The organism is Streptomyces sp. NPDC050988, from assembly GCF_044456225.1.
Lineage (GTDB): Bacteria > Actinomycetota > Actinomycetes > Streptomycetales > Streptomycetaceae > Streptomyces.
In genome coordinates this window covers 275,231-290,679 of record NZ_JBITFQ010000004.1, presented here as the reverse complement: position 1 = coordinate 290,679, position 15,449 = coordinate 275,231, and the positions used below count along the sequence as shown (strand labels likewise).

General features: G+C 65.4%; 27 protein-coding genes. 4 read left to right on the top strand and 23 right to left on the bottom strand.

The window, feature by feature from the left end:
- Positions 1 to 200: 200 nt before the first annotated feature.
- The 20 genes from ACIBEI_RS12625 to ACIBEI_RS12530 form a co-directional block, all read right to left on the bottom strand.
- Positions 201 to 1,439 carry a tyrosine-type recombinase/integrase gene (locus tag ACIBEI_RS12625; protein WP_398887917.1) on the bottom strand — a complete coding sequence of 413 codons (1,239 nt, stop codon included), beginning with the start codon at positions 1,437 to 1,439 and terminating at the stop codon, positions 201 to 203.
- A gap of 69 nt (positions 1,440 to 1,508) precedes the next feature.
- Positions 1,509 to 1,691: a helix-turn-helix domain-containing protein gene (locus ACIBEI_RS12620; RefSeq protein ID WP_282703714.1), complete on the bottom strand. Its 183-nt coding sequence runs from the start codon at positions 1,689 to 1,691 to the stop codon at positions 1,509 to 1,511.
- A gap of 70 nt (positions 1,692 to 1,761) precedes the next feature.
- Positions 1,762 to 2,004 (bottom strand): hypothetical protein, encoded by a 243-nt coding sequence (locus tag ACIBEI_RS12615; protein WP_398887914.1) that lies wholly within the window; start codon positions 2,002 to 2,004, stop codon positions 1,762 to 1,764.
- A 15-nt stretch (positions 2,005 to 2,019) separates the two neighbouring features.
- Positions 2,020 to 2,268, bottom strand: coding sequence for a hypothetical protein (locus ACIBEI_RS12610; protein ID WP_398887912.1), 249 nt, complete (start codon positions 2,266 to 2,268; stop codon positions 2,020 to 2,022).
- An 18-nt stretch (positions 2,269 to 2,286) separates the two neighbouring features.
- Positions 2,287 to 2,715: a hypothetical protein gene (locus ACIBEI_RS12605; RefSeq protein ID WP_398887910.1), complete on the bottom strand. Its 429-nt coding sequence runs from the start codon at positions 2,713 to 2,715 to the stop codon at positions 2,287 to 2,289.
- A gap of 29 nt (positions 2,716 to 2,744) precedes the next feature.
- Entirely contained in the window at positions 2,745 to 3,308 is a 564-nt protein-coding gene (locus ACIBEI_RS12600) for a hypothetical protein (RefSeq protein WP_398887908.1), read from the bottom strand.
- Positions 3,305 to 3,535: a hypothetical protein gene (locus ACIBEI_RS12595; RefSeq protein WP_398887906.1), complete on the bottom strand. Its 231-nt coding sequence runs from the start codon at positions 3,533 to 3,535 to the stop codon at positions 3,305 to 3,307. The genes ACIBEI_RS12600 and ACIBEI_RS12595 overlap by 4 nt, the downstream gene beginning before the upstream one ends.
- Complete coding sequence (locus ACIBEI_RS12590) at positions 3,535 to 3,978, bottom strand: hypothetical protein (RefSeq protein WP_398887904.1); 444 nt, start codon at positions 3,976 to 3,978, stop codon at positions 3,535 to 3,537. The genes ACIBEI_RS12595 and ACIBEI_RS12590 overlap by 1 nt, the downstream gene beginning before the upstream one ends.
- A gap of 283 nt (positions 3,979 to 4,261) precedes the next feature.
- Positions 4,262 to 4,846, bottom strand: a complete 585-nt coding sequence (locus ACIBEI_RS12585) for a hypothetical protein (protein WP_398887902.1) — start codon at positions 4,844 to 4,846, stop codon at positions 4,262 to 4,264.
- 20 nt (positions 4,847 to 4,866) lie between these two features.
- On the bottom strand, positions 4,867 to 5,277 hold the full coding sequence (locus tag ACIBEI_RS12580; RefSeq protein ID WP_398887900.1) for a hypothetical protein: 411 nt from the start codon (positions 5,275 to 5,277) through the stop codon (positions 4,867 to 4,869).
- A gap of 29 nt (positions 5,278 to 5,306) precedes the next feature.
- Positions 5,307 to 5,531, bottom strand: coding sequence for a hypothetical protein (locus tag ACIBEI_RS12575; protein ID WP_398887898.1), 225 nt, complete (start codon positions 5,529 to 5,531; stop codon positions 5,307 to 5,309).
- Positions 5,532 to 5,547: 16 nt separating this feature from the next.
- Entirely contained in the window at positions 5,548 to 5,877 is a 330-nt protein-coding gene (locus tag ACIBEI_RS12570; protein ID WP_398887896.1) for a hypothetical protein, read from the bottom strand.
- Between the two features lie 57 nt (positions 5,878 to 5,934).
- Positions 5,935 to 6,159 carry a hypothetical protein gene (locus ACIBEI_RS12565; RefSeq protein ID WP_398887894.1) on the bottom strand — a complete coding sequence of 75 codons (225 nt, stop codon included), beginning with the start codon at positions 6,157 to 6,159 and terminating at the stop codon, positions 5,935 to 5,937.
- The gene (locus ACIBEI_RS12560) at positions 6,156 to 6,443 is read right to left on the bottom strand and encodes a hypothetical protein (RefSeq protein ID WP_398887892.1); all 288 of its coding nucleotides are present in this window, start codon (positions 6,441 to 6,443) and stop codon (positions 6,156 to 6,158) included. Before ACIBEI_RS12560 ends, ACIBEI_RS12565 begins: the two co-directional genes overlap by 4 nt.
- A gap of 79 nt (positions 6,444 to 6,522) precedes the next feature.
- Positions 6,523 to 7,242, bottom strand: coding sequence for a DUF2786 domain-containing protein (locus tag ACIBEI_RS12555; protein ID WP_398887890.1), 720 nt, complete (start codon positions 7,240 to 7,242; stop codon positions 6,523 to 6,525).
- Positions 7,243 to 7,350: 108 nt separating this feature from the next.
- Positions 7,351 to 7,596 carry a hypothetical protein gene (locus ACIBEI_RS12550; RefSeq protein WP_398887888.1) on the bottom strand — a complete coding sequence of 82 codons (246 nt, stop codon included), beginning with the start codon at positions 7,594 to 7,596 and terminating at the stop codon, positions 7,351 to 7,353.
- A gap of 71 nt (positions 7,597 to 7,667) precedes the next feature.
- Positions 7,668 to 8,159 carry a hypothetical protein gene (locus tag ACIBEI_RS12545; RefSeq protein ID WP_398887886.1) on the bottom strand — a complete coding sequence of 164 codons (492 nt, stop codon included), beginning with the start codon at positions 8,157 to 8,159 and terminating at the stop codon, positions 7,668 to 7,670.
- Positions 8,160 to 8,281: 122 nt separating this feature from the next.
- On the bottom strand, positions 8,282 to 8,908 hold the full coding sequence (locus ACIBEI_RS12540) for a hypothetical protein (RefSeq protein WP_398887884.1): 627 nt from the start codon (positions 8,906 to 8,908) through the stop codon (positions 8,282 to 8,284).
- 84 nt (positions 8,909 to 8,992) lie between these two features.
- Complete coding sequence (locus ACIBEI_RS12535) at positions 8,993 to 9,397, bottom strand: hypothetical protein (RefSeq protein WP_398887882.1); 405 nt, start codon at positions 9,395 to 9,397, stop codon at positions 8,993 to 8,995.
- A gap of 791 nt (positions 9,398 to 10,188) precedes the next feature.
- The gene (locus ACIBEI_RS12530; RefSeq protein ID WP_398887880.1) at positions 10,189 to 10,836 is read right to left on the bottom strand and encodes an HNH endonuclease; all 648 of its coding nucleotides are present in this window, start codon (positions 10,834 to 10,836) and stop codon (positions 10,189 to 10,191) included.
- Positions 10,837 to 11,277: 441 nt separating this feature from the next.
- Between ACIBEI_RS12530 and ACIBEI_RS12525 the strand changes: the two genes are divergently transcribed.
- The gene (locus ACIBEI_RS12525) at positions 11,278 to 11,787 is read left to right on the top strand and encodes a DNA cytosine methyltransferase (RefSeq protein WP_398887878.1); all 510 of its coding nucleotides are present in this window, start codon (positions 11,278 to 11,280) and stop codon (positions 11,785 to 11,787) included.
- The gene (locus tag ACIBEI_RS12520) at positions 11,777 to 12,199 is read left to right on the top strand and encodes a DNA (cytosine-5-)-methyltransferase (RefSeq protein WP_398887876.1); all 423 of its coding nucleotides are present in this window, start codon (positions 11,777 to 11,779) and stop codon (positions 12,197 to 12,199) included. The genes ACIBEI_RS12525 and ACIBEI_RS12520 overlap by 11 nt, the downstream gene beginning before the upstream one ends.
- A gap of 17 nt (positions 12,200 to 12,216) precedes the next feature.
- Here ACIBEI_RS12520 and ACIBEI_RS12515 read toward each other — a convergent pair whose 3' ends face one another.
- Positions 12,217 to 12,498 (bottom strand): hypothetical protein, encoded by a 282-nt coding sequence (locus tag ACIBEI_RS12515; protein ID WP_398887875.1) that lies wholly within the window; start codon positions 12,496 to 12,498, stop codon positions 12,217 to 12,219.
- Positions 12,499 to 12,512: 14 nt separating this feature from the next.
- Positions 12,513 to 13,028 (bottom strand): hypothetical protein, encoded by a 516-nt coding sequence (locus tag ACIBEI_RS12510; protein ID WP_398887873.1) that lies wholly within the window; start codon positions 13,026 to 13,028, stop codon positions 12,513 to 12,515.
- 30 nt (positions 13,029 to 13,058) lie between these two features.
- On the opposite strand from ACIBEI_RS12510, the gene ACIBEI_RS12505 reads away from it, so the two are divergent.
- Positions 13,059 to 13,487 (top strand): hypothetical protein, encoded by a 429-nt coding sequence (locus ACIBEI_RS12505; RefSeq protein WP_398887871.1) that lies wholly within the window; start codon positions 13,059 to 13,061, stop codon positions 13,485 to 13,487.
- Between the two features lie 9 nt (positions 13,488 to 13,496).
- On the opposite strand, the gene ACIBEI_RS12500 is transcribed toward ACIBEI_RS12505, so the two are convergent.
- Positions 13,497 to 13,616, bottom strand: coding sequence for a hypothetical protein (locus tag ACIBEI_RS12500; protein WP_398887869.1), 120 nt, complete (start codon positions 13,614 to 13,616; stop codon positions 13,497 to 13,499).
- Between the two features lie 129 nt (positions 13,617 to 13,745).
- Between ACIBEI_RS12500 and ACIBEI_RS12495 the strand changes: the two genes are divergently transcribed.
- The gene (locus ACIBEI_RS12495; RefSeq protein WP_398887867.1) at positions 13,746 to 15,419 is read left to right on the top strand and encodes a terminase; all 1,674 of its coding nucleotides are present in this window, start codon (positions 13,746 to 13,748) and stop codon (positions 15,417 to 15,419) included.
- The last annotated feature ends 30 nt before the right edge of the window (positions 15,420 to 15,449 follow it).

Genomic DNA, 15,449 nt, shown 5'->3' with positions numbered 1-15,449 from the left:
ACGAAAGCGACCGAGCCCCCAAGAGGGCTCGGCCCCAAACCAGCACGCTAAACGAATGCCCCTAACGCACAGCCATGGAGTGGTCACACATTGAACCTGAACGTGTAGTACAGGGCTGCGACCTGTGAAAACAGGGTATCCGGGGGTCGCATCCAGCACCGATCCAGCACCGTCGGGACTCATCCAGCACATCCAGCACATCAGGCTGCGGCCCCGTAGCCGGACGGGTCCTGCGGCGCCTCCGGACGCATGGCCATTTGCATGATGTCGCGGCAGCGGTCCCACGCCTCCGGGACGAGGTGGCCGTAGATGTCCACCGTCGTCTTGATCGACTTGTGGCCGAGCCAGCGGGAGACCTCGTGGATCGGCACCCCGTTGGCGAGGGCGGTCGAGGCGAAGAAGTGGCGGAGGCTGTGAGGGGTGTACTTCGCAGACCCGTCCGGGTTGACGAGGCCAGCGGCCTTACACGCCTTCCGGAAGTGGTAGGAGTACGTGTTGGCCGTGGGCATAATGCCCTTACCTCGCTCGCGAGGCGCAAAGTAGACCTCGACCATCTGTTTCCGTCCGCCCTTGTCCTCGAATCCAAGGGGAATCGGCTTCCACTCTTCCGCGTGAGAATGGCACTCATCGACGATGAAAGGCGCCACCGGGACGTCGCGGTATTCGCCTTCCTGTCTGTGCTTGAGCGGCACAAGCCTTGTCTTGCAGTCATCACGATGCGCTTTCGCGCTGATCTGCCAGCGGACTCGAATGAAGTCACCACGCAAGCATCCGGTATGGAATGCCAGCGCCTCGCTAATACGCAGTCCCGCTCCCGCCTGGAGGGGAATCGTGAACTTATACTGCGGCGAGATATGCTGATGGATGAGATTCACCTCGAACAGCTCAGGGATCTCGTCTTCATCCACGGCGTTGTTCGCCGGTGTGTTCTTTACTTCCCTAGTGGGGTCCTCCTGGATCAGCTTGTCTTCCTTCGCCGTCCAGAAGATGTGCTTAACGAGCTTCATCCGGTCATAGACGGTACTCTCCGCCAGGACCTTGCTGATGGACGCCTTGAAGTGCTCAATGTCCCGCTTGGTGATGCCGGCCAGAGTCTTCCTGCCCAGGTGGGGTATCAGGTGATTGTCTATGAAAGCCTTGTAATTCGAGAAGGTGGCGTCGGAGACTATTCGACGCGCAAGGTAGTCCTCGGCGTATGCCCGCAGGCTGACCTTCCCGGCATTCGGGTCGATGTAGACGCCCTGATCCTTGTCGGCCTCCATCTTATTTCCGTGAGCTTCGGCCTGCGTCTTCTTGGGAAAGCTCGACTCGCGCTGTCGGCCAGTCCGCCCGCCCGGCTCGCGGTATCGCACGGTCCAGTCGTGGCCGCAGCGGATCTTCTCGCACGGGTAAAGCGGGCTGCGCTTATCTTCCTTGCAGCGCTGGAATACGGTGGCCATGCGGCCCCCTTCCTAATCGTGGAATTCTGGACAGACTTCACCTGTGGTCGAAATTCAGGAGAGTCAGTCTCAGCCGTAGTTGCTGTTCAGGTAGGTCACGATGTCGCGTTCGCGGAATCGCAGAAGTCGTCCGACTTTTTGGGCAGGCAAGCCCCAAGCGCGATACTTATTCCGAACTGTGGTGTCGCTGACCTTCAGCCATTCGGCCACTTCTTCCGGCGTCAGCAGCCGGTTGCTCCCCCCAGCCGTCACAGCACGACTACGGCGGTTCGGAGGTTGATAGCGCTGATCAGAACAGCCCCTTCCGGTTACATGTTTACACTCAGGCCGCGATGCGCGCGGTGTGGCCCTCGTACGTGCGCCGGCTCTGCTTCGTGAGGTGCCACATGTCGTAATCGCACTGGTAGACGCGGTTCTCGCGGTTCATGGGGTGGCGGCCTTCCCAACGCTGGGCCTGGCGGTCACGCTTGGCCTGGGCTCGGCCGAGGGCCTTTTCGGCGGACCGGCGGTCGGGGAAGGCGCGCTTGTCGGAGCACTCGCAGGCGTGGAAGTCGACGGTCTTCATGGGGGCTTCCTTGGGTCAGGGGCGGCGAGTGTCGATCACGCCGCGGTTCCGGGCCATCCGCATGTAGGTCTGGACGGTCTCCCGCTGTACGCCGAGGTAGGCGGCGAGGTGGCGGGCGGGGTTGATAACGCCCTCGGACTGGGCGGTCAGGTAGTGGGCAGCGAGGCGGGCGAGGAAGGCGTTGGCCACCGGGCCGCTACCTCGGAGAGCCAGCAGTTCCGCGATGTCGGACTCGGTGAGCTTGGGGGCGATGATCTCGGCCATGTCGGCCTCCGTTCTTGGTCACTTGCGGAACTTGTCGCACGGACAGGTGGGTATCTGGCAGGCCCCTCGGGCGGCGCTTGCGAGGGAGTGAGTGAAGGGGGAATGGCCGCACTCGGGGTGCAGGCACCAGCCCTTCCAGCCCTTCTTGCCGTCCACGTTGGCGAGCATGACGCCGGGCGCGTAGAGCTTTACGAGGCGGCCGGTGCCTCCGATCGCGAGCTTCTTCGCGAAGGACTCGGCCTCGGCCGTGTTGCCGAACGGCGCCCAGTTCAGACCCCGGCTCCCGTCCTTCCAGGTGTGAACGAGGGCCACCCACTCACGCATCTGGAGGATCTCCCCCATCTCCTTGAGCAGGGCCTTGGCCATCTGGTCGGCGCTCTCGAAAGTGGGGTCCTCCAAGAGCGCCTTGACCGCTTCAATCTCTTCCTTGCGCGGGGTGATTCGCATGGTATCACCTTAACACGCTGGTCCCATGTTTACATGAGGAGCGGGGTGAGCTGCATAACGCGGTCGTGGAGCTGCTCGATCGTGCCGTCGTTGAGGATCACGTCGTCGAACAGGTACCCGGCGAGGGCGTTCTCGCTCACGTGACCCGCCTCGCGGATGCGCTCCTGCCCGGGGCGCTGGATCGCGACGACCAGACCGCCATGCGACCGGATCGCGTCGGCCTCGTTGGGGAACCGCACGTCCGTGATGACGGTCGCGCCCCACAACTGGAAGTCGCGGAACAGCGCGTCGATCCACACGTCCTCACCGAGGACACCCCGGCCGCCCTCGGTACCAAGACGCTGGAAGTATCCACGGACCTCCGGGTACAGCTCCTTCGTGATCTCCCAGCCGTAGTTGTCGATCTCGTACCGCAGGCTGGTGATGCCGTCGCGGTACTCCTTCTCGACCATGATCGGGTCGAGCGCGTACAGCATGTCGCGAACCTTGTCGGCGAAGGCCCGGCGGGTCCAGCCCGCGTCGAGGAGGGCCTGAGCTGCGGTGTCCTTGCCCGAGCGCGCGGCGCCGGCAAGTCCGATCATGGGGGCGTTCATGGCGCTGGGGTCCTTTCGATCAGGTCAACGTGGGTGAGGCAGATGCCGCCCGCGTAGCAATGGACGGAGACGACAGGCTCTCCGTGGCCGAGGGTCCAAGCGGGGGTGCGGGTGGTGGTCTCCAGTCGCTCACAGAAGCTCGGGAAACCGTCCTCGGGCCGGGTCAGCAGGTAGGCGATGACCCGCGTCCCGACCGGATGCCGGGCGTTCCACTCGTCGGCCATCATCAGACAGCGGGTTCAGCGAAGGCGAGGCGGGCCTCGCCCAGGGTCCACGTGGCGGTGAACCTACGCTCGGCCTCGGCGGCAGCCTCGTCGAGGGCGGTCTCGAAAGACCACTCCCCCGCCATCAGGGACTTGCGCATCTGAAGCTCGGCGTGGCGAGCCTGAAGCGCGCGAAACTCGGCGTCGACCTTGCGGTACTCACGCTCGATCGCGTTCAGGCGGTCGCTCCGGCGGCTGCGGAGGAACAAGGCGGCCATGGCGTGCACGTTCTTCTGGTCGCGCTTGTGCAGGTCGACGAGGGCCTGAACGATCTCGCGGGTCCGGGCGGTGGCACCCTCGGGCGCCGGGTAGTCGCCGATGCCGCTCTGAACACGGCGGACGCTGAAGCGCCAGTCGGTCTGGCCGGGGCGGACGACGGCGTACTCCGCGAGGCGGGAGCCGCACACTTCGAGCGTCCCGGCCGCCCCGGCACGATTCCAAGTGCTACGGCCGTAGCGACCGTGAAGGCGGTGGGGAGGAACTCCCACGCGCGCTCGGACTCGGCGACGTAGGGCTCGTGAAACTCGGGGGCGATCTCGACGACGCCCTTCACGCGGGGGCCGGTCAGCTCGTAGGCGGTGATCCAGGGCTTCGGGACTTCCACGCGCTCGACCGCGACGGAGCCGAAGGACAGGGTAAGCGTGCTGGTCATGGTGGCTCTCTCGTGTGCTGAGGAGGTGTGCGGATGGGTCAGGCTGCGGTGCCGGCGGAGCGGCCCGCGTAAAAGCGGAGGGCCTCGCGGGCCTGGCTTCGGGCGTACGGCTTGCCGTAGAAGCCGAAGCAAGAGTCGACGTGCTCCCAGGTCTCCATGAACTCGTCGGGATCGACGTCGCGGGTCCAGCCGACGCGCTCCTCGACCACGAAACCCCACACATCGCCCGTGGCCCACGCCTCGTACTCCTGCATCTCTGCCTCGACGTACCCCTCGGTGAGGAGGCCGCCGTCGATGGCTCGGGCCTCTTCGCCGGTCACATACCAGAGGGAGCGCGGGCCTCTCTCCGGACTGGACTCCAGCACGATCCCGCCGTGCATGATCGAGACGTAGCGGGTGAAGGTGTCCACACCGGTCCAGCGGTTCCACTTCAGGCGCTCCCACGCTTCGGCGAGCGGGCCGCCGTCCTTGTCGACGGGGTGGTACTGCCCGGCGTGGGTGTCGATCGTGATGACGTGGACGAGCGTCTCGTCGTCGTTGCGGGGGTTCTCGGGGTGGTCGTCGCGGACCATGCGGACGTGGAAGCGACCGTCGTCGGTGGTGGCGAGAACGTCGGCAGACATGTTGGTCTCCTTCGAGTGCGTCAGGCAGCGAGGTGGGCGGCGCGGGCGTCCAGATCCCAGGAGGGAAGGGCGAGGCCGAGTTCGACGTAGCGGGCGGCACGAGCCTTGGCGCGGAGTGGCCCGGAGAACTTGCACCCCTTGTGGCGCCGGGGCGGTGCCGGGTTGGCTCCCTTGCGCTCTCGCATGTGGCTGTAGAAGACCTCGATGTCGACGGCGCACAACAGGCAGTGCAGGGCCCATCGGTGCTCACTGCCGGGGTAGCCCTCGTGGACTCCGGCGCACCGGGTACGCGTGCAGCCCTCGGGCTCGTCGACCGGCTCGGCGCGGGTGGTGTAACCGAGTTCGAGCATGCGCAGCCAGGCGGCGGCGAGCGAATCGCGGTTGCGTTTGACGTCGGGCAGGAAAAAGGACAGGAACGGGCCTGTAGTCATGTGGGCGCCCTTTCAAGGGAGTTGGGGAGTCACTTGCCGCGTGCGCGGTCGAGGGCCTCGTCGGCGTGCTTGGTCAGGATTCGGCGGGCGATCTCGTGCTGTCGGTACTCGCCCGCCATGCGGTCGAGCTTCTGGCCGTAGGCGCCGAGGTAGCCGAGGAAGGGGCCGAAGTCCAAGGTCACGGCGTGCTGCATGTCCGCCTCGATCTGCTCCTTCTCCTCTGTCAGTTCGATGTGGTCGCGCAGGTTCTTCATGGCGGAGTCCTTCGGGTCAGGCAGGTGGAAGGGGGAGGCCCGCGTCGAGGGCGTCACGGAGTTGCGTGGCGGCGTCGCGGAGGCTTCGGAGGGCGGCGCGGGCGCCGTACGTGCCGGGCGCCTCGGACAGGAAGTCATCGAGGGCGGCCTCAATGTCTTCGAGGCTGGCGGCCGGGTCGGTGACCTTGCCGAGGGTGCCGGCGGAGTCGACGGCCCACGCCTCGGAGCCGTCGAGGCTCAGGCATCGGGGGTAGACCAGCGACTCGCAGTGGTCGCAGTCGAAGCCCTGGTCGGCGCGGGCCCGGAAGTTGCCGATCCCGCAGGCGGCACAGACGAGCTTGTGCATCGGAGTAGCCTTTCGAGGTGGTCCCCTCCCTCTCCCTGTGGGAGGGGACCGCTTGCGTCAGGACGTGGTCTTGTAGCCGTCGCGGCAGGTGACGTACGACGTGTCACCGATCAGGGCCCAGCAGTCGGGGTGTCCGTCGATCTCGCCCCAGAGCACGCGCCCTTCGTCTTGCATTCGCTCGTCGAAGCTGGGGGCGGATGGGGCAGGCTTCGGCTCCTGGTGGGCGCCCACGGAGTCGGCGAGGATCAGGAAGACAGCGGCGGCGAGTCCGGCGGCGATCACTTGCCCCCCGCTTCCTTGAGCGCGGCAAGGATGTCGTCGCAGGCCGCGTACTCACCGGGGCTGACGTAACGCCACTCCTCGTCGGGGAGCATCTCAACCGGCAGGGCGAGGGCCAGGCTCTCGGCGGTCTCGGCGAGGTTGCAGAGCGTGTACCACTCCTGCGTGCCGGGGTCGTAGTCGTTGCGCCACGCGTCGACCTCTCGCGTGGTCTTGAGTACATCCGCTACGAGCTTCTTGATCCTGTCGAACGCGATCGACTCGGCGTTCGTGATGGACGGCATCATGTCCGGCTCTTCCTGTGTTCGAAGGGGGCCGCCCCCCGCTCTCCCTGTGTGCAGAGGGCGGCCGGTGATGAGAGGGGGATCAGGCGCTGATGGCTCGACGTCCGCCGACTCGGGTCTGTCCGAGGTCGGCTCGGCGGCCCGCTGCCTTCCCGGCGGCGACGCCGGTCCCGGCCCGGCTGGTCTTGCGGCCGTTCGTCCGGGCGTTGGGGTACGCGGCGTCGAATTGCGCCAGGACCACGGCCTTGCGGTCGGCGACGACCAACTCGGCGGAGCGTCCCGAGGCGGCTGCCGGGGCTTCCTGCCGTGCGCGGGCCTCGATCTCCTGAAGCCGCTCGTGGATGGTCACGACGAATCCCGCGATCCACGACTTCCGATAGGTGATCAGCTTCTCGCCGAAGGCGGGGCGACCCTGGCGCATGCCGTTGAACATCTGAAGGAGAAGCGAGGTGAACAGCAGTTCCACCCGGTCGAGGTCGGACTCGTAGCCGAAGAGGTGAACCTCGGTCCTCCCCCGGCTCTGGTCCTTCGTGATGCCGTGGCAGTTCAGAGCGTCGGTGACATAGCCGAGGAGGATTATGCGGTCATTGGCGTAGTTGCCCTCGACGACGATCACGCGGTCTCCGGGCTTGTCGTGGCGGGGGTCGGAGTCGGCGAGCATCGCTCTCTCGATCCCGTACTTCGCCATCAGTTCGGCCGCCTTCGCGAAGAACATCTGTGCCTCGTCAGGGGTGGCGGCCGGGTCTTCGGCCTTCGCCAGGAGTGCACGGATCTTCGCGAGCTTGTCGTTCTTTGGCTCCATGTTTACACCTTGGGTAGTGGGTACCGACGCGGGCTGGCATCGTCAGAGGGTAGGGACCACCTACCGCCGACCTCCCTTCGGGAGGTTTCGCCTTTGCATCCGGCGCTGTCAGGCGGAGATCAGGTCCCAGCCGTCGAGGATGTGGACGATGGCCAACTCGTCGATCCGGGCCTTCGCGGCGGACTCCCGCTCGGCGTAGGTCGGCAGGTCGAAGGTCGACACCACCTCGCCCATGGGTTCGGTCAGGTCGGGGCTGAAGAACCCGGCGACCACCACGTCACCGATGCGCAGGATGAGGGACAGGGCACCGCACTCGGGGGCGATGAAGGCGATCTTGTCGTCAGGCGTGAGCATCTGCGTTCGCTTTCTCGGAGGGTGGGCCTCCCCGCTCTCCCTGTGTGCAGGGAGGCCCGAAGAGCGGAAGGTCAGGCGGCGGACTCGTACGGGGGCAGCTCGCCCACCTCGCGCAGTGCGTCGCGTACGGCGGTCAGCGCGGCCTTGACCTCGGCGAGGGCCTGGGCCCGAGCCGTGGCCGACTTGTACTGCCAGGACTGCACCCCGAAGACGGGGGTGTCGGTCGCGCCCTCGTACGTCTCCAGCCACTTCAGGACCGACTTGGCCAGCGCGAGATCCGTGGCCTCTCGGCGGGTGACGGCCGCGAGAATCGTCAGCCAGTGGTGCTCGACCCAGAAGGCCGGGGTGGCGACGCGGTTGGAAAGGGCCGTGGCCACGTGCTTGGCGAGGCCGGACTCGTCGTCGCGTTCGTTGGCGAAGGAGTGCAATGCCTTCTCCCGGGCCTTGCGGGCGGAGAGACGCAGTTCCTCACTGTCGGAGATCAGGGCAAGGCCAACGACCCCACGGTGCTTCTCGACGATGCCGGCGGCAGACTCCACCGCGGATCTGACTACGCGCTTCATGGATTCCTCGTGTTCGAGGTAGAAGGACTGAACGCCGGATGGCTCATTCAGAGGGCAGGTCCCGCCTGCCGCTAACACCCCAAGTGGGGTGTTTCGCCTTTGCGTTGGAGTTGGAGAGGAGGTCAGGCCCGACCAAGGTCCGAGTTGCTCGTGACCTCCTGCACAGAGATCCCGTGGTCGTGAATCACGCCGCAGTCGTCCTCGCCGCACTCGCACTCGTCGCGGAGCATCTGTGCGTGCATCTCGGCGCAACCCTGGGCGTATTGCCAGGCCGACCACAGCGAGGTGAAGCGGGACTCCGCGTCGCGCTCGTACCCCTCGCGCTGCGTCACCAGGACTCGGCCGGTTGCCTGGGCCTCGACCTCCCACAGGCCCACTAGGTCGCCGTTCTCACGCCAGACCCGGACCTCGTGGTTCGGCTCGCACTCGCTCTCGAAGGTGCACCCGGAGCCGTCGCAGTACCCGGTGAAGCAGTGCCACGAGTTGGCCGGGTCGCAGTCTTCATTGCGGCAGGACTCGCACTCGTGGGCGTTCATGATGTGCATGCCGCAGCACTCGCAGTCGTGCGCGCCTCGGATGATCTCTTGTGACTCGTCTTCGAGCAGGTCCCAGCCCTCGGGGATGAACTCCCATACATCGGCGGGCTCGTCGTCGAGGTAGTGGTCGATGTACGTCGTCTCGCCTGCGGCGTCCTCAACGATCAGCATCAGGTACCAGCGGGCCTCGGAGGGGGCGACGATCGCAGACATGTGTCCTCGCATTCGAGAGAGGGGCCGCCCCTGCCCTCTCCCTGTGCGGGAAGGGGCGGCCAGGTACAATGTTTACATCAGGGCCTAGACGTCGACGGTCTCGGCGACCCTGACGTCCTCCCGCTCGGTGAGCTGGGCTTCCAGCTCCGCGATCCGCTGACGAGCCTTGTCGTAGGCGTACGACACCTCATCCAGTCGGGTCCGCAGGTTGTAAGCGATGGACAGCAGGTCGAACCGCTGCACATCGGGCTTTGCCAGGTTGACCGGCCGGACCACCTTCGGGGCCTCCATCGCCGCGATCGTTCCGGCGAGGATGAAGACCAGCCCCCCGCAGTAAGAGCACCGCTCGTTGGCGTCCCGCTCAGCGACGTTCCGCTCGTAGAAGCTGAAGTCCACACACTCGTAGCACCTGAAGTCGCCGTCCGACTTCTTGACTCCGACCGCCTTGCCGTACTGGCGATCAATGTCGCTGAACACGTACTCGGTCATGTGACCCTATCTCTCGATCCGAGCTGGTCTCAAGTTTACACCAGCCGCTTTTTTCGCCGCCCCGTTTCCGGTTCGGCTTGGTTCCAACTTTACCATGCTCACCGTTCGAGGTTTCGCGTTTTGCCTGGTCAGCGGTAGGCACTCCCATTGTCCTACCGCCCGGACCGTTGGCCGATCGCGCCCCCTCCCGGACCGCGCGGCCTGTTCGATGCGTGGCTACACCTTAACACACTTTCCGATCCGTCCCGCAGCCCCCTTGCGTGAGCTGCGGTTTCTCGGTCCTGCGTGTCATTCCGCCCATCCCGTTGCCGGTCTGTTCGGTGCGATGTGGCTACACCTTAACACGCTCCCTGGGGTGTCCGTCCAATCCGGCCCGTACGCGCTGCCTGCCCGTTCCTCCGCGCGCATGCGTACGCGTGAGGCAGGCAGGCAGTGACCAACGTCCGCCATGCCTGGCCGGTCATGTCATGCCCCGCTATGTGCTCATGCGCTCTGATACACACGCCATCACCGCGTACAGCACACATGCCTGCATTCATCCGATTGGCCAGATCGATGCACGTGCGTGCGCTCTCGCCCTCCCTCGCGCCGACCCGTACGGATGGGTGGGGGTATGACCCCGCCGGCGTTGAAAGAGGGGCCGCCAGGTCTTAGCAGCTCGGATTCTGCCACGGTTCCAGGGTCGACCAAGCCCCAGCAATGGCGCGAGCTAGCCACGTTTCCGCAGGTAGGGCATCTCCTCGGCGATCGACGACGGTGGCGAGAAGTGCCCCAGAGCGAGCGCAAGCCGCCTACGCCGACCTCGAAGCGTGGCGCCAAATCCGGCTGCCCTGGCGGCACTCACTGAGATCCCCTGAGCACGAACTGACAGCAGTCGTGCGCAGGCAAACGTGATCGTGGAACACGTCACCATTCGTCACGACCAGCATCTTCGGATTGTCGTCGATGAGGCCCAGTTCGTACCCCTTCGAGATCCAGATCAGCGGCCATGTGCAGGCGCCGACGTCGGCGGCCCGCGAGTGCATCCGCTTTCCGCTCACCCTGTGGGCACACCGGTTTGGTCGGCCAGAAAGCTCCGTGCCGACGAAGTCAATCAACCGCGACAGGATCTCTGGTCGGCGCACGGCCGTGTCCCGGTAGCTACGGATCTCGCACTCGGTGACGTCCGCATATCGAGAACCGTCGTAGAGCGCATGGCAGTTGGCGCACAAGGGAAGCATGTTGCCCACATGGTGAAAGTGGCGGAGGGCTTCGGCGTAGTGCCAGCCATCCGGGGCAGCCGCGAACCCTTCGCCAGCGACGGCAACACACTTGGGCCAGTCCATAATGTGCGCCACTTCCAGCGGACGGTCCACGTCACATCGCAGACACCGGGAACCCAGTAGACGGTAGGTCGAGTCGACAAGGTATTGGGGCGTCTTCGGACGCTCGAACGTCATCTCTTCACGATACGGGGAAGGACTGACAGTCCCCGTACCAGCGACCGGGCCCGAGTTGAGCGCACCGCGGGCAAGCTTGATCAACAATGCTGCCGCCCGAGCGGGCGGCCCTGGCCGCTGGAGTCTTCACGCTGCCCGCCCTCCGGGCGGCACTTTCCCTTCCCTGGCGCCCCCGTCGCCGTTGCCCTTCGGGCGCCGCCGGGTGTGAGTAGGGTCACATGGTTCCCCCTTTCCGAAATCAAGATCAACTAGCGACTTCTATATGTAAGTACGTAAGTAGCAAGTTGCCAAGGCTTGAGCCCCTGTCGGGGCTCGCCAGCATGAAGACGCCTTACATATTTCGCGCTTTCGCGAATTGCAGGCCTGGCCCCGAAAGGGGCCACCTGAGTGAAGACGAAAGACGTACGTACGTAATCACGTCCTTCGCGCTTGGGGGTCTGCTTGAAGATCCTCGAACTCTGCGCAGGGTACGGCGGCCTGGGAATGGCTGTCGCTCCCCTCATCGGCGGACGTGTTGTCTACGTGGCGGAGAGCGCGCCAGGACCGAGCGCTGTCCTCGCTGGGAGGTACCCGGACGCTCCCAACCTCGGCGACATCCGCGAGATCGACTGGGCTCAGCTCGTGGGCGAGGTCGACGTGATAACCGCAGGAACGCCCTGCCAGGACATCTCGATTGCGGGCAACCGGGTTGGAATTCGAGGTGATCGCTCTGGAATCTGGGTCAACGCCCTTGACGCAATTCGCGTCATTCGACCAAGGCTCGTCTTCTTGGAGAACGTCTCAAATATCCGGACGCGGGGGCTCGAAGTCGTCCTCGGTGACCTGGCCGAGATCGGGTATAGCGCGCGGTGGGTGTGCATTCGAGCTACCGCAGCTCAAGCCCCTCACCTCCGTGACCGCTGGTTCTGTATCGCGACCCCTGAAAACGCCGACCTCGAACTTGGGCAGTAATGGCGGTGCCTGCCATCCCGAGGAGCGTCGGCGCGGAGGCCACGGTCCGACCCTCGACGACGAGGCGTGCTACCTCCTCCCGTACTCGGACGCGATTCGCGAAGGCCGCGAGCCCGAGACCGCGGTCGACGGCCCCAACTCCCCTGCGCACTGGTGGGGTGAGTACCTCCCAGCAGTCCGGCAGTGGGAGTCAGTGACCGGCCGAGCCGCTCCTCCGCCTACCGAGGTGGGACGGAAGGGCGGCCCTCGCGTCACCGTCGAGTGGATCGAGTGGCTGATGGGCCTCCCCCTTGGCTACGTGACCGACGTGCCCGGCCTGACGCGTGGACAACAGCTCCAGATCCTCGGGAACGGCGTCGTCGCGCAACAGGCAACGGTCGCGTTCACGGCACTGCTCGACCTGGGGGTCTGATGCCGAACTGGGCTTCCTCAGACAGGCGTGAGCGCCTGCCGGCGGATTGGCCGAAGATCCGGCTTCGCGTCCTGCGGCGAGACGGAAACCGCTGCACTCACCGCGATCAGTACGGCGAGCGCTGCGAGGAACTCGCCACAGACGTGGACCACATCGTGCCTGGTGATGACCATCGAGAGACCAACCTTCGAGCGCTCTGCGGGTTTCATCACCGGGTCAAGTCCTCTCGCGAGGGAGCCCTTGCTCTCGCTGCGCGGCGGCAGAAAATCCGTGCCCGCTTCCGCAGGGCGGAGCAGCATCCCGGGCTGATCACCTAAGGTCGCGCAGGTACGCCACTGAGCGTCTCCCGCCCCAGCGCGATGAACCGATCTTCCAGCTCCTCGTACAGTTCAATGGCCTCGCTTGCCCGTTGATCGTCTCCTCGGCCGTCAGCCAGAAGCTCGACTTCGCTGCGCCAACCGCTCATAGCCGAGGCCAAGTTGTCCGCAGCGCACGCAATCCCATTCGGCCCATGTAGCTTCACGACGCTCACAGCTTCGAGAGCTTCCTCAACAGCCGACCTGAACTCCTCAAGCGTTTCAGCATCGTTGGGAGACTGCTGATGGCCCTCGGCCTGCAACGTGGCGTGGGCGGCGTAGCCCACTCGATAGGTGCGGCTACACGCCGTGACGAGGGCCGAGTACGCAGAGGATCTGCCTTGCCTCTCTGACTGATCGTTTTGAGTGCGCCTCTGTTCCGCTCCGCCAAGGCGGATGGTAATCAGCGTTCCCAGCACTCCGCTCACGGCGCCCACGACTGTCCCGATTAACCCAATGACCGCTCCGTCCATGTCTCCATTGAAGTCGAAGGAGAGTGGAGCATGCCCGGCCCTGTGCCAAACCGTGAGGCTGACCTCGCCCGCCCCCGCGAACGCAAGGGCGGAGACGCTCAGTCGGTGACCCGGGGCGTTGCCCGGCCCGCGAAGGTGCCGAACGCCGACCGCACCTGGCACCCCATCGCGAAGCGCCTGTGGGACTCCCTGAAGGAGTCCGGCCAGGCCGACTTCTACCAGCAGTCTGACTGGGCCCTCGCCTACTCGCTGTGCGAAGACCTCTCCTTCTACAAGAAGTCGGGGAAGCGGTCGGGACAGATGCTCCAGACCATCTACGCAGCCTTCGAGCGGCTCCTCGTCGCCGAGGGCGATCGGCGCCGCGTGCGCATCGAGCTGCACGAGCCCGTTCCCGAGGAGCAGTCCGCGGCTGTCCTGGCCATCGCCGACTACAAGAAGGACCTCGGACTCGCCGAGTAGAGCACCGGGTCAGAGACCGAAGATGCTCTTGTCGTAGCGAGACCCGCACTTCGAGCACTGCAACTTGTTGGCGCTGACCCGCTGCACGGTGTTCGTGCCGCACACGGGGCACTTGTGTCCCTTAGCCATTGAGGCTCTCCCTCCATCTCAACGCCTGCGCCACCTGTCGTCACGCATTAGCTCGGAGAGTAGCGCCTGAGCTGCGGCTTCCGGATGGAAATCGGCTAATGATTAATCAGCGCGGTGAGTTGTGCGTCTGTGAGGGGAGGGGGTCCCATCCCCACCCTCATCCTCACCCTCGAAGAGATCGAGGCCCTGGAGCCCGAGTTCCACGGGCCGACCTGGCAGAAGGACGCCTTCGGGCAGTGGAAGCTACCCGAGCGCACGCTCGGTTGGCAGATCGCCGGCTGGTGCGCCGAGTACCTGAACGGCGAAGGGTCGACCGACGAGAAGCGGGTGCCCTGGAAGTTCACCAGGGAGCAACTCCGCTTCCTCCTGTGGTGGTACGCCATCGATGAGGACGCCGAGTTCGTCTACCGCACGGGTGTCCTGCAGCGCCTCAAGGGGTGGGGGAAAGACCCGCTCCTCGCCGTGATCAGCCTCGTCGAGTTCGTGGGCCCCTCTCGCTTCTCCCACTGGGACGAGAACGGCGAGCCGGTAGCCAAGCCGCACCCGCAGGCGTGGGTGCAGGTGACGGCCGTCAGCCAAGAGCAGACGACGAACACCATGGGCTATCTGCCGATCCTGATCTCGGACAAGCTCATCACGACGCACGGCATCAAGATGGGTGCCGAGCTGATCCGGGCCGACCGGGGGCGTAAGCGCCTTCAGGCGGTGACCAGTTCGTACCGGGCCATCGAGGGCAAGCGAACCACCTTCACCCTGTTGAACGAGACCCATCACTGGATCTTGGGCAACGGCGGCCACAAGATGTACGAGACCATCGACGGCAACGCGACCAAGATGGACTCCCGGTATCTGTCGATCACCAACGCCTTCATGCCTGGTGAGGACTCCGTCGCCGAGCGGATGCGCGAGGCGTACGAGAAGGTCCGCGCTGGCCTGGCGGCCGACGTTGGCGCACTGTACGACTCGATCGAGGCTCACCCGGCAACGCCCCTGACGGCCGAGGCCCTGCGGATCGTCATCCCGAAGATCCGCGGTGACGCGATCTGGCTCAAGGTCGAGTCGATCATCAAGTCCGTTCTGAACTTGACGATTTCGGCCGCTCGCTCGCGGCGCATGTACCTGAATCAGATCGTTGCCGAAGAGGACGCGGTTCTCGGTCCGGCCGAATGGGATGTCCTGCGGGACGACTCGCTCGCGCTGAAGCCCGACGACGAGATCACGCTCGGCTTCGACGGCGGCAAGACCGACGACGCGACCGCCCTGGTCGCGGTCCGCGTCTCCGACATGGCGGCTTTCCTGCTCGGCCTGTGGGAGAAACCTGACGGCCCGGCCGGGAAGAACTGGGAAGTGCCGAAGGCCGAGGTCGACTCGGCCGTACACAACGCCTTCCGCGTGTTCGCCGTGCAGGGCATGTACGCGGACGTTGCCCTCTGGGAGTCGTACATCTCCGAATGGTCGGAGGCGTACGGCGAGGGCCTGGCCGTGAAGGCGCCCGGCAAGGACGCGATCGGCTGGGACATGCGCACCAGCCTGAAGGCTTCGACCATGGCTCATGAGCGGCTGATGCGCTCAGTCTTCGATCGCAAACTCGTCCACGACGGCGACCTCAAGCTCCGCCGGCACGCGCTCAACGCGCGGCGCCGGGTGAACAACTACGGGGTCAGCTTCGGCAAGGAAAGCCGAGAAAGCCCGAAGAAGGTCGACGCCTACGCCGCGCTGATGCTCGCGCACGAGGCCCTCTTCGATCTTCGCGCCCGTGGCAAGAAGGTCCGCAAGCGGACTGGCCGGGGCTTCTTCCTGTAGCTGTGTAAACATGTAACCAAGGGCGGTGAA